Below are 14,835 nucleotides of genomic sequence, written 5' to 3'. Positions count from 1 at the left end.
CTCTACTCATGATCCTGATCAGTGACGATAGCGTCCTGCTCAGTTGGCTACCAGGGGAGCCACGCCCTCCCCAGCCGATTCGCTCGCTGCTCACGGCTCCCGTCAGTCGCCGTTCACATTCCGAGGTGCTCCTCCCGTCGCGCCTCGCACCGCTCACCACGGCACAGCGCGCCACCGCACGTGGACCTGTTAGTCTGGAGTGAAACAGAAATTGACTGCGCTGAACGAGAGGCAGATCTCTGTTATCTTTCAAAAGTTCGACCGATCGACCGTCTCGGGCGCTTCGAAATCCGTCGCCAACTCGAGCAACTGCACCAGAATCCGGCCGGTCGCGCCCCAGACGGTGTAGCCGTTCACGCGGAAGTAGTGGATGACGATCTCGCCGTAGTAGGGATGGGAGCGGCGCTCGTACTCGTAGTTGTCCGGATCGAGTAGGTCTGACAGCGGGAGGACGACGATCTCGGCGACCTCGCTCTCGTCGCGGACGTACTCTCGATCGGGGACGTGGGCGACGAACGGCGTGACGGCGTACTCGGTGACGGTCCGAATGTCGTCGAGTTGCCCGACAACTTCGGCCTCGCTGCGCTCGAGACCGATCTCCTCGTTGGCCTCCCGAAGCGCGGTCTCGAGGATCGTCTCGTCTTCGGGTTCGGCCCCACCGCCCGGAAAACTCATCTGGCCGGGGTGTTCGCCGAGGTGGTCGGCCCGCCGGGTAAAGAGCAGGTGATCCTCACCGTCGCGGTCGACGATCGGCGCGAGAACTGCCGCGTCGTACTCCTGATCGCCAATTTCCGTCGGTTCGTAGCTCGCGACCGGCCCGAGCGTCAATCTCTGGCCTGTCATTCCCCGAGCGTGTCCTCCAGTTGCGCCCGTTCGTCCGTGAGATCGACCGGTGCCCATGTCTCGACATCATAGCTGACGTCGATTAGGGATCGGAGCCGCTCCGTATCGTCCGCAGCGGCGGCCTCGTCGACGGCCTCGAGCACGCGTTCGCGGGCCGTTTCGCCCAGTGCCTCGCGATCGAGCCGTCGCCGCTCGATGTCGAGAATGTGTGGGACGTCCTCCGCGTGCTCCGGCACCGTCGGAAAGGCCGTTGGGCCGGCGACCAGCAGTGCCTCGTCGTCCGCGATCGACCCAGTGTCCTCGTCGGCGGGCTCGTACCGAACGAGTGCGAACGACTCGACTGCCTCGTCGATCGCCGTCTCGAGGGCCGCATCGTCAACCGCTCGTCCGTCGGCACGGTAGGCGGCTTCGGTGAGCGCCCGCTCGAGCTCCGCGCGGGCCAATCCGCCGAAGAGATCGACCACGCCGGCCAGTTCGTCGGCGGTCGCGTCCATACGCGGCCCAACGGCCGAGAGGGGGATTAGTCTTGCGAGCGCGAGCCGACGCGTCGTTCCCGCCAGGGCCGGGCCGCGGCCAGGACGTCGGCTGGCGTAAACGGGGCGTCGATCCATCGCGGGAGGCGCGTGTCCAGCCCCGGCGGTGCGATCGACTCGGCATAGCGAGACACCTGATCCCGTTCGGCTGCCGGATCGTACTCCAGTCCGTTGAACGCCGCGTCCGCACGATACTGGTCGATCAACTCCTTGCCGGTGGCCCGATATCGCTTGGACAGGGTCTCGTACTCGGGATCGACGCCGTGTTCTTCAAGCACGCCCAGCAGCGTCGCCGCGACTTCTCGACTCATCCCCTCGAGGCCAGTGTCGCCCGCGACCGCGCGGTGGTCGTGCTCGTGGCGACCGAGGTCGACCTGTGCGGAGCCGCCGAAGCCGGCGACATCGTAAGCGTCCCCGAGCGTGCCGACCTCGAGCCCCCACGCACGCGGTGCGCGAAGCCGCCGCGCGAGGTGGGAACTCGCGGCGAACTCACCGGCCAGCGCGTACCGGAACGCGCCGAGATAGTCGATGATCGGTGCGTCGTGGGCGTCCGCGAGGGATCGTAGCAACGGTTCGTAGAACAGTCGGAAGAGCCGCCCGTAGAGCCGACCGCGCTCGACGCGCGCGTAGTACCCCTTAGAAAAGTCAAAGTCCATCGTCAACGGCGCGAGCAGGCGGTGGACGTGTGCGGCCTCGTAGCTGCGGGCGTCGGCGTCGTGGACGACGACCGCGTCGGCGACGTCCGCGGCGGGACCGAGCGCGAGCCAGACGTCTCGTCCTTTCCCGAACTCGCCGCCCAGTCCCGCGTCGGCGAGCACGGCGTCGACGCCGGGCGCATTACACCAGAGGACCCGGGTCGGCAGTGCGAACGAGCCGAGCCACTCTCGAAACGGCCCGATTCGGCCGGGTTCGGCCCGGACGGGGACGAAGACTGCAGCGGGTGCCGGCTCGAGGCGCTCGAGTTCCCCGAGAACGCGCTCGGCGGCGGGGCTCTCGTACTCGCGGCCGGTCATCGGGACGACGACGGCCGTCTCGGCGACCGCAGCGGCGGCTTCGCGGGCCAGACCGCTACCCGGACCCTCGTCCCCATTGCCGAACTCGTGGAGCGTGGCGATCCGCTCCTGGACGTACTCCATCGGTGGGGTCTTCGAGCGGACCGGTAAAACGACCACGGATGCGGCCAGATATACTGTCGGGTGGGCCGTTAGCTGTTCACGCTCCTCGGAAGGCGACCGGTGGCGGCGCTCGCGCCGCCGGTCGTCCGGAACGGCTCGAGCAACGGTGTGGAGATCACGCGACCGGGGTTGACCAGAAAGACCATGGAACACAGCGTTCCGAACACGCCGGTCCGGCCGGTCTGTCGTTGCCGTCCGCTCGCCGTCTCGGTCACTCCCTCGCTGTCTTCTGATGGCCTCACTCTTTCCGACTCGTGCTCGAAGGGGCGCGTAATCGCGACCGAACGCGGGGCCGAGTCGAGACCGGATAAAGCACCGGTCTTTTTCTTCCCCTCCTGCTTACAGAGTGAACATGAAATCAGTCCGGAAGGCGCTCCGCGCCGGCGACCTCGAGAAGGACACCTACGATCGGCTCGTCTGTGGCGATTGCGAGAAGCCACTGAAGACCGAAAACGACCCGGACGAGATCAAGACGGTCCGCATCTGCCCCGACTGCGAGGCGGAGTGGAAGGAGATTCGCTAGGCGGTAGCGCCGGTATCTGCTCGCGCGGTCGTGGTTCGAGTCGTTTCGAGTCGTCGTGCCAGCCGTTTCTTTTTCCCGACGAGCGTCGCAGTCCAATTGTGAGCGACGACGACCTTCGCAACTGCCTCAGTGACCTCGAGAGCGGTGACGCTCGGCATCTCGTCGCATTGCCCGACGGCAGTGTCGACCGCTGGTACGCGCTTTCGGGGGCGGGCGGCGACCGCCTCAAGGCAGCCGATGCGTTCGCCGATCAGCTTGCGGCCGGCGGCCGCGCGTTCTCGCTCGAGCCGATCGACGCGCGGCCGGGCGGACAGGCTGTCAACGCGGCCAGACAGATCGACGCGCTCGGCGAGGCGGCGACGCTCATCGGCCACCTCGAGCATCCGGTGCTGTCCGGGTTCCCCTTCGAAACGCACTCGATGGGGACGCCTGCGACGGTTCGCGTCGTCGACTTCGGATCGGACGAACTCCAGTTCTCCGAACCGGGACCGGCCGAGGACTGGGGACTCGCGGACCTGCTCGCAGTCGTCGACTGGGATCGGATCGTCGGCGCGGACGCGCTGTGCTGTACGAATTGGGTATCGATCCGCGGTCTCACGGCCGTCTTCGACCGGCTGGCATCGTCACCGCCCGCAGAGCCACTTCCGGTGGTCGTCGATCCCGGGCCGATCGACGCCGTCGATCCGATGGCACTCGCGGACCTGTTCGACGCGCTGTCGCAGGCCGATTCGGCTGACACACCGCTCGCGGTATTTCTGAGTGTGAATCCAATGGAACTCGCGGCCGCCACGGCGGCCGCCGGCGTCCCAGACGACGACGGAGCGGACGACGGCGAGGACCCGACTGCGTACTCGTCTCGAGAGTGCACTCGAGACCGAGCCGCGGCGCTTCGCTCCGCGATTGGCCTCACCGGGGTCGTCTCCCACGGATCCGACGCAGCCGTCGGGGCAACGCGGGACGGAATCCAGTCCCGTGAGATGGTTTCGATCGGCGAGCCACAGCGTACGACCGGTGCCGGCGATCGATTCTCGGCGGGGCTGGCCTGCGGGCTGGCTCGCGACTGGCCCCTTGAGACGGCGCTCGCGCTCGGGAACGCCTGTGCGGCATACTTCGTTGGAACCGGCGAGACCGCCGATCCGGCGGCGGTACGCTCGCTACTCGAGCGGATCGACTAGCGTTCGCCCGCCATCGACGAAAAGAGTCGCTCCTCGAACTCCGCGCGGCTGATCCCATCGGAGGGACCGATTCCATTCATGTGATCGACCGAGAGCTGGCCGCCGCCCATCCGCGCGTGGCCGCCGGCGCTGGCCATCGGGATGTCGCTGATTGCGTGGCGCAGCGTCTCCCCCATGTGCACCCGGTCGTCGCGTGACCGGCCGGAGAGGTGGAGCGTTCCGTCGTGTTCGCCGTAGACGACGACCGCTGTAACCCCCTCGAGGTGCATGAGTTCGTCCGCGGCCTGGGGGATCGCGTCGACGTTACCGATCTCGCCGACGTCGCAGACGGCGAAGGGGCCCTCGATTCGCTTTTCGGTGATCGCTGTCGCCTTGACCTGTAAGACATCGTCGCTGACCTGTGGGTTGGCGATCCGGTCGAGCAGATCCTCGTCGATCCCCGAAAACAGCGCGGCGCAGGCGTCGAACTCGGCCCGCGAGCAGCCGTTGGTCAGGTGGTTCGTATCCGACTGGATACCGTAGAGCAGTCCCGTCGCGAGCTCCTGTGAGACCTGAAAGCCGCTCGAGCCGTCCTCGTCGGTCATCGTCGCGCCAACGTCGTTTAAGTACTCGACAAGGATCGTCGACGCCGCGCCGTAGTCGGTCCGCACGTCGGTGAACTTCGTGCCGGCCCCGTTACCGGGGTGGTGGTCGACGACCGCGATGGGCTCGACGGTTTGGGCCCCGGTAAACCCCCGCGGTGTGTTGTGATCGACTAGCACCACCGCGTCCGAATCGAGCTGAGAGCTCGCCTCGATGGACTCCATGTCCAGATCGAGGACGGTGCGGAACGCGCGGTTCTCTTGGTGGCGGATCTCGCCGGAGTACTGCAGGGTCGCATCGGTATCGACCGAGTCAGCGATTCGCGCGACGCCCATCGCACACGACATCGCGTCGGGATCGGGGTTCGGATGCATCAACACCGCTACATCGTCGTGATTAGCGAGCATGCGTTGGAGGCGCACGCCCGGCGGCCGACGGAACCAGCGAATCACCCACCACCCACCGAGGACGAGACCGACGACGACGAGAACGAGAAGTGAGAGAACGAGCGGCTCGAGGGACCGGACCGAGTCGCCCAGCGACTCGGTTACCAGCGGGTTCGCCCCGACGACGACACCGCCGGTCGGGGCGCTCCGATAGCTCATATCGGGTGATCAAATCGAACCACCAAGAAATTTCCCCTTATTTCACCCGGTGTCGGTGAGAATAATCAGTTGACAGACTCGTTACGGTAGGACTCGATCGCATCGCGGTATCCCTCACGGAACGTGGGAAAGGCGAACTCGTAGCCGAGCGCCCGAAGTTTCTCGTTCGAGCAGCGCTTGCTCGTCAGGATCCGTCGCCGCCCCGCCTCGGAGATGTCGTCATCCGTGAGCCGTTCGGCCTTCGTCTGCTTCGGCGGCTGTGCGACGCCACATTCTGCTGCCAGCCAGTCCGCAAACTCCCACTTCGAGGCTGGTTCGTCGTCGACGACCTGGACGACCTCGCCGCTCGCGAAGCCCTCCGTGAGCAGGTAGCGGACCGCTCCGGCGGCGTCGTCCCGGTGGACCATGTTCAGGTACCCCTCCGTCACGGGCCCTTCGAGATAGCGCTCGAGTCGATATCGGCCGGGGCCGTACAGCCCTGCATAGCGTGCCACGGTGCCATCGAAACCGTACTCGTCGGGCAGTTCGAGCGCAATCCGCTCGGCCTCGGCGAGCACCTCGGTCTTGTCGGTGGTGGGCTCGATCGGCGTCTCCGCGTCGACCCAGTCGCCGTTGTGGTCGCCGTGGACCCCCGTGGAGGACGTGTACACGAGTCTGTTGGGCGGGTTCTCGCGCTCCCCGAACGCCTCGATCGCCGTCCGTAATCCCTCTACATAGACTTCTCGAGCGGCCTCGGCACCCCGGCCGCCGCTGCTCGCGGCGAAGACGATCGCGTCGACATCCGGAACCGCTGCGAGCGCCTCGCGGTCGGTAACGTCCGCCTGTACTCCTTCGAAGCCGGCATCCTCGATCCGCTCGACCCCCTCCCCGGATCGGCGAACGCCGATCGGCTCGTGCCCTCGCGCCGCGAGCTGTCGGCCGAGTTCGATCCCGACGTGCCCACAGCCGAGAACTGCAACGTTCATAGCCGTACTCGTGGTCGGTTATACATAATTTCACCGCTCGAGGACTCATTTCCGGATTGTTCGCCGCGTTTTCTCGAGTATCGTCAACTCTCTATCTCTCTCGATCTCTCCCGAGTGGTGGAGCTGCCGATCGGGAGGGGTGCCGTGTCGGGCATCATTGCGGTCACTCCACGGTGACCTCGACTGCGTGGGGGCGGAACGCGTTTTCCGCGTAGCCGCCCTCGTTCCAGGGATAGTCGTCGGCCGCGTCCTCGGAATCCTCGCTGCCCTCGCCGGGCCGCGAGATTCGGGCGGGCTGGCGGCGGCCGTGCTCGTCAGTCGCACGGGAGTAGAGGGTGTACGAGCCAGTCGACGGCTCCCACAGGTAGCGAAACAGTCGCCACGCGCAGTCGTAGTTCGGCCCGAAGAACGAGCCGTCGTCCCAGCTCTCTCCGCCGTCGGTCGAAACCTCGATCGCTGTCACGTCGTCGTCGCCGGCCCAGGCGACGCCAACGACCTCGATCGTGCCGTCCTCCCGCGGGGAGACGGTCGCGCCGTCTTCGGGATAGCCGATAGTGGACTTGACGTTCTCGTCGTACGTGTATGGCTGATCGATCTCGTCGGACTCCCACTGCTCCCAGGTGTCGTACGTCGAAATCGTCGCGTTCGATTCGGGTTCGACGCCCTCGGGATGGATTCGGTAGGAGGACTGCTGCCACCGAGTGTAGTCGTCGCCGTCGCGGTCCACCCACTCCGGGCCATGGACCATTTTCTCCATCACGCGGAGTTCGGTGACCCATTTGACGCTGTTGACACCGTACCAGCCGGGAACGAGCAACCGGACCGGATGGCCGTGTTCGGGCGGGAGCGGCTGGCCGTTGATTTCGTAGGCGAGAATGCAATCCTCGAGGACCTTCGACAGCGGAATCGAGCGGGCGAACAAATCGTTCTCGCCTTCGACCTCGGGGCGGTCGCCGCCGACCGCGGTGAGCCACATGTCGTCGTCAGTCGCCGCGCCGTGATCGGCGAGGATCGAGCGCAGCGGTGTGCCGGTCCAGAACGCGGTGCTGACAGCCCCGTACTCCCACTGGACGCTGCCCGTTTCGGGCTCGAAGTAGCCGCGACCGTTGCCCGCACACTCCATTGTGTGCGCGACGGCGACCGTGGGATACTCGTCTCGAATCGCGTCCATCCCGAGAGTGCTGTCCCGCTCGACCGCGCCGGTGAGCGCGACCGTCCACGAGTCGGCATCGGGCTCGAGCGTCTCGTTGCGGTGACAAACGTAGTGGTCTTCGACGGGCGTGAGCCAGTTCGCGTAGGTACCCTGGTCGGCCGCGCCGACGACCCGATATCGATCCTCGAGATCGGTGACGGACACAGTGCCGGGTTTGCGATCCAGAATCGCGTCGACCTCCCGTCGCCGGTTCTCGCTTCGCTCCGAATCGGACATGGCATACGGACACCGCTATAGAGGATAAACGTCGGGGGTGGATTCGGCGATCCGCAGCGTCTCGTCTACGGCGCGCTGTCCGCGATCACGTACTGGATGTGGACGAACTCCCCGAACGACATCGGCGCTCGCCCCTCGATCTTCTGGTGAACCTCCTTCGCGTCCAGATCGATCTCGAGGTGGCTCTCGACCGCGTCGACGTCGAGTACCGCCGTCGACATTCCCAGTAGCAAGTGCTCGAGTGCCATCGTCACTATCGTCTCCGGATCCGGTTCCCCGTCTTCGAGCGACTGGATTTGGGCCGCTTGCTCGAACATCAGTTCGGGCGACTCGCCCGCAGCCAGCGCCTCGAGCGTCTCCTGCTCGAGGTCGGTTTCGGCTGCGACGTCTCCAGCGCCGCGTTGCTCGATGATCGCTACGAGGTCGTCCTCGTACTCGGCCCGGAGTTCGGCAGACGAGTCGGGGACGGTCATCCGCTGTTCGTAGAACATACTCGAACGGACGGGGATACGGCTGAAAGGTATTGTGACCTTCGCCAGCCGGTACGCGGGCAGTGTCGCCACCATTCGAGGACTGGCAGTCGGACGCCCCGCTCGATCCGACGAATAGCGTATCAACTCACCGAAACGTTCAACAGGGCTTACAGAGACGTGACTAGTATGAAGGTAGCCCTGATCGGGGTCGGTCAGGCCGGCGGAAACGTCACCGAGCGGCTCGCCCGGTTCGACGCGAACATGGGTTTCGAGGCCGTACAAGGTGCGTTAGCTGTCAACTCCGCGGAAGCCGACCTCCAACCCCTCCAGTCCGTCGAGACGCAGTTGATCGGTGCCGACCGTGTGAACGGACACGGCGTCGGTGCCGACAACGAACTCGGCACGGAAGTGATGCAGGCGGACATCCAGCAAGTACTGAACGACCTTGATGGTCGCGTCACGTCGAAATCGGAGGCCATCGTTGTCGTCGCCGGTCTTGGCGGCGGCACCGGCAGCGGTGGCGCACCCGTGCTCGTCCACCACCTCCAGCAAATCTACGATATCCCGGTCTACGCGCTCGGCATCCTTCCGGGACGGAACGAAGGGGCACTCTATCAGGCCAACGCCGGTCGCTCCCTGAAGACGCTCCTCCGAGAGGCCGATTCGACGCTGCTGATCGACAACGACGCCTGGCACGAACAGGGCGAGAGCATCGAGAGCGCATTCGAAACGATCAACGAACGGATTGCCAAGCGGGTCGGCCTGCTCTTCGCCTCCGGCGAGGCAGTCGACGGCGTCGGCGAAAGTGTGGTCGACTCGAGCGAGGTTATCAACACCCTCCGATCGGGTGGCGTCGCGGCGTTGGGCTATGCGACCGAGGTCGCCAGCGAGGACAGCAGTGAGAACATTACAACCGCCATGACCGTCTCGAGACAGGCGCTATTGACGGGAACGAGCCTGCCGGACGCGACGACGGCCGACTCGGCGCTGCTCGTCATCGCGGGTCAACCCGACGCGATCCCGCGCAAGGGCGTCGAGCGGGCCCGCCGTTGGCTCGAGGATGAAACCGGGAGCATGCAGGTTCGCGGCGGTGACTTCCCGCTGGACAGCGACCGTCTCGGCGCACTCGTCTTGCTCGGCGGCGCGGAACGGTCCGACCGGATCGAGGCGTTCATGGAACGCGCTCGCGATGCGAAAGACGCCCAAGAGGCAGAAGCGACGGACCACGCCGAGGAGTTCGCCGACGACAGGCTCGAGAACCTGTTCTAGATGTGTTGAACTGCCGAAACGGGTTTTCGGACGCTGTGGGGACTGTTACCCGCGAGGTAGATGTATACTTGTTATCCGCGAGGCAGATGGATAGCTGTTACCCGCGAGGCGGACGGATGCCCGCTACTGGGAGTCACGCTCAGTGGCCTCCCTCGAGTCGCGTCACGAATTGGTCCCTTCTTCAACGGGTCGAGTGCCGGCTCGATCCGAGACAGATTTCCATGACACCGAGCGGATCACCGTCACCCTCGCAGTCAATGACCGAACAGCCCGTACCCAGCATTACTTATATGCGTTCTCTTCCCCATGGTATGACCCGACACGGCAGAACAAGGGCCCTGCTAACGGTTTTCAGGGGCATGACCACCGATACATTTAAATTATAGGGGGCAGTAGTATCAGTCACCAGAACGCCACCGGGGCGCGTATAGCTCGACGATCGATGACAGGAAATCTTATTCACCGAGGTTTCGCAGATCGTGAGCTATCGCTCCGAACGGTCAGACGGCTATCACTGAGTTACTCGCCCAGCCGTTGGCGAACGACTTGGACCGCCGTCCGACCGGTTCTCCGGTGCGGGTATGGCACAGAGGTTTGACTAACATGGTAGACGAATCGAAGAACATCGAACTGACAGAGGACGACCTAGAAAACAAATCGAAAGGACAGCTCATCAAGATGGCTGGTCAACTGCGAGACCGGCGAAACGAGCTGAACCAGATGGCTTCCGACCGGGCCTCCAAGCGTGACGATCTCAACGCGAAGACCCGCGAGAAAGTCGACGAGGCTCAAGAGCACCGCGAGAAACGCGACGAGCTCAACGAGCAGGTCCAAGAACACAAGGAGAGCCGCAACGAGCTCAACGCCGAAGCCAACGAGCTGTTCGACAAGGTCGAGCAGCTCAAGTCGGACATGGAGCTCGACGAGGGCAAGGACTTGGAGGAACTCGAAGAGGAGATCGAAGAACTCGAGTTCAAACAGCAGACCGAAGTCCTCTCGAGCGAAGACGAGAAGGAGCTCATCGAGAAGATCGAGAACAAGCGCGAGGAGCACGAGGAGCGCAAACAGAAGCTCGATCAGAACGAGGACCTCGAGGAACTCGTCGAGGAAGCCGAAGAAGTGCGATCGGAGGCCTCCCAGCACCACCAGAAGGTCACGGAGCTCGCGGACAAGGCCCAGGAACATCACAACCAGATGATCGAGGCCTATCGCGAGGCCGACGACATCCGTGACGAGGCCGACGAGATGCACGAGAAGTTCGTCGAGGCTCAGGAGGCTGCCGACCGCCACCACGAGGACTTCGTTCGTGTCCAGAAGCGCCTGCGCGAACTGGACAAGGAAGAAGAGGAGGAGCGCAAGACCGAGCGCGACAAGAAGAAAGAGGAGGCCAAAGAGGAGGCCGAGGAGATCTATCAGAAGTTCAAGGAAGGCGAAACCCTCGACACCGAGGACCTGATGAAACTCCAGAAGACCGGACTGCTCTAAGTCGATTCCGTCTACCGCGATTTTTCTCCCCGAATTTTCGGGGTTTTCAAGCACCCGCGTAGCAGCGGTTCTCCTGTGGAATTCTGGAGTGGGCGAGCACGTCACTTCTGTGTCCGGCCGAAGTGATATGATGAAATTTGTGACGTTCTCACCGCGTGTGACTGAATCGTACTCTTTTGTCCGTTCACGTTTTCAACGGAAACGAACACCGTCATGACAACGAACAGACAGCGGTCGGTCGAGCAAACGACAACGCGGGAACGCCTTACCGAGTTCTACGCCGCGTTCAATCGCGTCGTCACGGATCGGGACGGGACGGACGAACTGGCAGCGATACTGGGAGACGACGTTACTTGGACCGACGCCACGACCGGTGATCTCGACGGGCGAACGGAGACGGGAATCGATGCGGTCCTCGAGAGCGTGGTGACGGTGCCGGGCCAGCGAGCTGATCATCTTCAGGCGCTTCCGGAGCGGTTCATCGACGCGGGCGAGACGATGATCGTAACGGGGGCCTACGTCGGAACGATTGACGACCGAGACTTCGATATCGCGTTCGCTCACGTGTTCGAGGTTCGAGACGGTCGGATTCAGGGGTGTACGGCGTACAGGGATACAGCCATCGAACGGCAGGTATTCGATACCTAACGTTGCGTATCCCGAGCAAAACCGGAGCGGCGATCGATGTCTCGGGTTATCCGATCTATAACAATGCAACAAGACCCCCTAGTTTCGGGCATGCAACGTCACAGGGACGACGCGAGCGTGCTCGTGCCCGGGATCGATGCACCGAGCACCGTTGCCTGTCTCCGCTCACTGCACCCGCGGGGCGTCCGGACCATTGTGGGCTCCGAGTCACGGTCGACGCCGGCGGCTAGCTCGGCCTACCGCGACGAGTTCGTTACGCTACCGGATCCGGAAACGGATCTCGCTGCATACGGGGATGCGCTGCTCTCGCTCGCCGAACGCCCAACCGTTCGGACGATTATTCCAGTCCGTGAGGAAGATGTCTACGTTCTCGCAAAGCGCAAGGCGGCGTTTGCCGACGAGATCGCGACGCCATGGCCTGACTTCGAGACCCTTCGACACGTCCAGGATCGCGTCGAACTCTTTGCGGCTGCCGACGCGGCCGGTGTCGGCGCTCCGAAGACCGAACTGCTCGATCAGTGGGACGACTGGAGCCGCGAGACGATCGTGAAGCCGCGCTACACCGTGGCATCGCCCACCTATCTCGGGGCGCGGTTCGACGATGCCGAGATCGGGTCGACTGAGTACCAGCGGCCGGGGACGCGGCCGAACCCGCAGGCGGTCGTCGAGAAACGTGGGCATACCCCGCTCGTCCAGGAGCGGATCCCCGACTCGCGGGAGTACGGCTTCTTCGCGCTCTACGATCACGGCGACCCGGTCGCGACCTTCCAGCACTGTCAGCGCCGTGGCTGGGAATACTGCGGCGGGCCCAGCGCTTACCGAGAATCGGTTCACATCCCGGAGCTCGAGACCGCCGGTCGCGCGCTCCTGAGCGAACTCGAGTGGCACGGGCTTGCGATGGTCGAGTTCCTGCGCGACCCTGCGGACGGCGAGTTCAAGCTGATGGAGATCAATCCGCGGTTCTGGTCGTCGTTGCCGTTCTCGGTTCGGGCGGGTGCTGACTTCCCGTACTACTACTGGCAGCAGGCGATGGACGAACCGATCAGGTCGGAGCCGACCTACGAGGCTGGGATTGGCGGCCATCTGTTGCGGGGTGAACTCAGTTACCTGCACAGCGTGGCGACCAAGGAGTACCCGCTCGTCGAACGGCCGTCACTCGGAGCGGCCGCACGCGAGGTCGCGACGTCGCTCGTCCGTCATCCCCGGTTCGACTACGCGGTCGCTGACGATCCGGTGCCGTTCTTCCAAGACGGTGTGAACCTCGTGCGGGCGTGGCTCGACAGTCGATCCGAGTCGGACACTGCAGCCGAGACCGATACCGAACTCGAGACCGAGATCGAGCCCGAAATCGCGGATGACGGAACGGAATCGACCGAGACGGGGCCGGCCGCGGACGGGGATCCGACGCGGTCGGCCCAGACCGACGGTGGGTCGATGTCCGACTTCTGGCACCCCTAGATCGAGCCGGACTCGCGTTCACCTGACACGACTGCTGTATAGGTGATTGCCGCGAGGAGGCTGCCGTCGGGCGAGTCCGACGTCATGGATCGAGCGCGTGCCACCCGATCATGACGAGGGTGCCACCTGAGAAAAACGCAAAGAGGACTTCGAACCACGTCCCGCTGGTGACGAGGACGGCGATACAACCGCCGGTCACGGCTGCCCATATCACTCCCAGTATCGTGCTGTTCCGCATCTGCTCGATGACGGCACCGGTCAGTCCGAGGGCAGTCGTGACGAGTAGATAGACCGGCTCCGTCGTGATTTCGACGGCTCGTCCGGTGACGACGGCATACGACCCGAGTGTGAGTATCCCGCCCAATACGCCGATCGTTTGTGTAGTCCGCTTGTCCATCAATTGCATCACCAACTCTTGTTACTATATATATACAACTACTGTTACGTAAAACCAATAGACGGCTATGATTTGCCGTCTTGGAACGTCAACGCTTAACGGGAATCGCTCCTAGGTATCGATATGACTCGAGGTGCTATCCGTGGTCAGTAGCGGCGGTCTCGATCGACTCCTGACGGTCGTCCTCGGCGGACTCGCGTCCGCGGCGGTCGCCATCGCCCTCTTCATCATCTACCCGGAGACGCTGACGGATCTGTTGGGCGTGTTGGTCGCGCTCGTGGTCGTCATCGTCGGCCTGCGGTTCGCAAGCAACGCCGCCGACTCACTGTTTCCGGCCTATGACGTCGCCGAAGTCACCGTCGAGGGCCCGATCAGTCGAGACGGCGGCGGCGGCCCGCTCCCGACGAGTCCGGGCGCGACGCCGGCCGACGACGTCGTCGACCAGATCGATCGCGCGAACGACGACGAGAACGTCCGGGCGCTCCTCCTGAAGCTGAACACGCCCGGCGGCGAGGTCGTCCCCAGCGACGATATCCGCCTCGCTGCCGAGCGGTTCGATGGCCCAACCGTCGCGTACGCGACCGACGTCTGTGCCAGTGGCGGCTACTGGATCGCCAGTGGCTGTGACGAACTCTGGGCCCGCGAGGGGAGCATCGTTGGCTCGATCGGCGTCATCGGCTCCCGTGTCAACGCCAGCGATCTCGCCGAGAAGGTCGGTCTCTCCTACGAACGGCTCGCCGCCGGCGAATTCAAGGACGCCGGTACCCCGTTGAAGGACCTCGAGGACGAGGAACGCGAGTACCTCCAGGGCTTGATCGACGACTACTACGACACGTTCGTCGAGCGGGTCAGCGACGGCCGAGATCTCGAACCGGAGTTCGTCCGCGACACTGAGGCACGGATCTATCTCGGCGAGGAAGCCTCCGAGATGGACCTCGTCGACCACCTCGGGACGCGACGAGAGATCGAGGACGAACTTGCCGACCGACTCGACACCGACGAGGTGGCCGTCGAGGAGTTCGAACCCGAGCGACCACTGATGGCCCGCATCGGCGCGGGTGCCCAGCAGGTCGCGTACGCCTTCGGTGCTGGGATCGCTGGCCTCGGCGACGGACGCGGGTTCCGACTGCGGAGCTGAGCTCGAATCGGAACCGAAGATCGAATGCCCGCGTAACCACGTGGTGTCGACCGCCACCTAGGTCGCTCCGCGCTCAGGGCGGACTGGCTCCCGGTTCCTCGACCGCCAGTGCCCATTGCTCGAGCCACTCGCGCAGG

16 protein-coding genes are annotated in these 14,835 nt (G+C 64.3%); 7 read left to right on the top strand and 9 right to left on the bottom strand.

Annotated elements, in window-relative coordinates; genetic code table 11:
• Positions 1–249: 249 nt before the first annotated feature.
• From K6I40_RS16040 to K6I40_RS16025, 4 genes are all read right to left on the bottom strand, one after another.
• Positions 250–843 (bottom strand): CoA pyrophosphatase, encoded by a 594-nt coding sequence (locus K6I40_RS16040; protein WP_222920014.1) that lies wholly within the window; start codon positions 841–843, stop codon positions 250–252.
• On the bottom strand, positions 840–1,337 hold the full coding sequence (locus K6I40_RS16035) for a hypothetical protein (protein ID WP_222920013.1): 498 nt from the start codon (positions 1,335–1,337) through the stop codon (positions 840–842). The genes K6I40_RS16040 and K6I40_RS16035 overlap by 4 nt, the downstream gene beginning before the upstream one ends.
• A 26-nt stretch (positions 1,338–1,363) precedes the next feature.
• Complete coding sequence (locus K6I40_RS16030; protein ID WP_222920012.1) at positions 1,364–2,512, bottom strand: glycosyl transferase family 2; 1,149 nt, start codon at positions 2,510–2,512, stop codon at positions 1,364–1,366.
• A gap of 68 nt (positions 2,513–2,580) precedes the next feature.
• Positions 2,581–2,793, bottom strand: a complete 213-nt coding sequence (locus K6I40_RS16025; RefSeq protein ID WP_222920011.1) for a hypothetical protein — start codon at positions 2,791–2,793, stop codon at positions 2,581–2,583.
• Positions 2,794–2,903: 110 nt separating this feature from the next.
• Between K6I40_RS16025 and K6I40_RS16020 the strand changes: the two genes are divergently transcribed.
• Together K6I40_RS16020 and K6I40_RS16015 are read left to right on the top strand one after the other, a co-directional pair.
• Positions 2,904–3,074 carry an HVO_0758 family zinc finger protein gene (locus K6I40_RS16020; protein WP_222920010.1) on the top strand — a complete coding sequence of 57 codons (171 nt, stop codon included), beginning with the start codon at positions 2,904–2,906 and terminating at the stop codon, positions 3,072–3,074.
• A 98-nt stretch (positions 3,075–3,172) separates the two neighbouring features.
• A complete protein-coding gene (locus tag K6I40_RS16015) occupies positions 3,173–4,249 on the top strand; it encodes a carbohydrate kinase family protein (protein ID WP_222920009.1) in 1,077 nt (358 codons plus the stop codon).
• Here the strand turns inward: K6I40_RS16015 and K6I40_RS16010 are convergent.
• The 4 genes from K6I40_RS16010 to K6I40_RS15995 all read right to left on the bottom strand — a co-directional run bounded on the left by K6I40_RS16010 (position 4,246) and on the right by K6I40_RS15995 (position 8,321).
• Positions 4,246–5,436 carry a DHH family phosphoesterase gene (locus K6I40_RS16010; protein ID WP_222920008.1) on the bottom strand — a complete coding sequence of 397 codons (1,191 nt, stop codon included), beginning with the start codon at positions 5,434–5,436 and terminating at the stop codon, positions 4,246–4,248. The genes K6I40_RS16015 and K6I40_RS16010 overlap by 4 nt on opposite strands.
• Before the next feature lie 65 nt (positions 5,437–5,501).
• Complete coding sequence (locus K6I40_RS16005; RefSeq protein ID WP_222920007.1) at positions 5,502–6,401, bottom strand: SDR family oxidoreductase; 900 nt, start codon at positions 6,399–6,401, stop codon at positions 5,502–5,504.
• A 163-nt stretch (positions 6,402–6,564) separates the two neighbouring features.
• The gene (locus K6I40_RS16000) at positions 6,565–7,830 is read right to left on the bottom strand and encodes a molybdopterin-dependent oxidoreductase (RefSeq protein ID WP_222920006.1); all 1,266 of its coding nucleotides are present in this window, start codon (positions 7,828–7,830) and stop codon (positions 6,565–6,567) included.
• 65 nt (positions 7,831–7,895) lie between these two features.
• Positions 7,896–8,321, bottom strand: coding sequence for a DUF5791 family protein (locus K6I40_RS15995; protein ID WP_222920005.1), 426 nt, complete (start codon positions 8,319–8,321; stop codon positions 7,896–7,898).
• Between the two features lie 168 nt (positions 8,322–8,489).
• On the opposite strand from K6I40_RS15995, the gene K6I40_RS15990 reads away from it, so the two are divergent.
• The 4 genes from K6I40_RS15990 to K6I40_RS15975 all read left to right on the top strand — a co-directional run bounded on the left by K6I40_RS15990 (position 8,490) and on the right by K6I40_RS15975 (position 13,163).
• Complete coding sequence (locus K6I40_RS15990) at positions 8,490–9,572, top strand: tubulin/FtsZ family protein (protein WP_222920004.1); 1,083 nt, start codon at positions 8,490–8,492, stop codon at positions 9,570–9,572.
• 603 nt (positions 9,573–10,175) lie between these two features.
• A complete protein-coding gene (locus tag K6I40_RS15985) occupies positions 10,176–11,057 on the top strand; it encodes a phosphoserine phosphatase (protein ID WP_222920003.1) in 882 nt (293 codons plus the stop codon).
• Positions 11,058–11,270: 213 nt separating this feature from the next.
• Positions 11,271–11,705, top strand: coding sequence for a nuclear transport factor 2 family protein (locus tag K6I40_RS15980; RefSeq protein ID WP_222920002.1), 435 nt, complete (start codon positions 11,271–11,273; stop codon positions 11,703–11,705).
• 90 nt (positions 11,706–11,795) lie between these two features.
• A complete protein-coding gene (locus K6I40_RS15975) occupies positions 11,796–13,163 on the top strand; it encodes a carboxylate--amine ligase (RefSeq protein WP_222920387.1) in 1,368 nt (455 codons plus the stop codon).
• A gap of 82 nt (positions 13,164–13,245) precedes the next feature.
• Here the strand turns inward: K6I40_RS15975 and K6I40_RS15970 are convergent, their stop codons facing one another.
• Positions 13,246–13,560 (bottom strand): hypothetical protein, encoded by a 315-nt coding sequence (locus K6I40_RS15970; RefSeq protein WP_222920001.1) that lies wholly within the window; start codon positions 13,558–13,560, stop codon positions 13,246–13,248.
• 142 nt (positions 13,561–13,702) lie between these two features.
• Here K6I40_RS15970 and sppA point away from each other — a divergent pair, with 142 nt between their 5' ends.
• Positions 13,703–14,698, top strand: coding sequence for a signal peptide peptidase SppA (sppA, locus tag K6I40_RS15965; RefSeq protein WP_222920000.1), 996 nt, complete (start codon positions 13,703–13,705; stop codon positions 14,696–14,698).
• Positions 14,699–14,835: the final 137 nt, after the last annotated feature.

The sequence above is a fragment of the Natrinema sp. SYSU A 869 genome, from assembly GCF_019879105.1.
Classification (GTDB): Archaea; Halobacteriota; Halobacteria; order Halobacteriales; family Natrialbaceae; genus Natrinema.
This window is presented reverse-complemented; position numbering and strand designations above follow the sequence as displayed.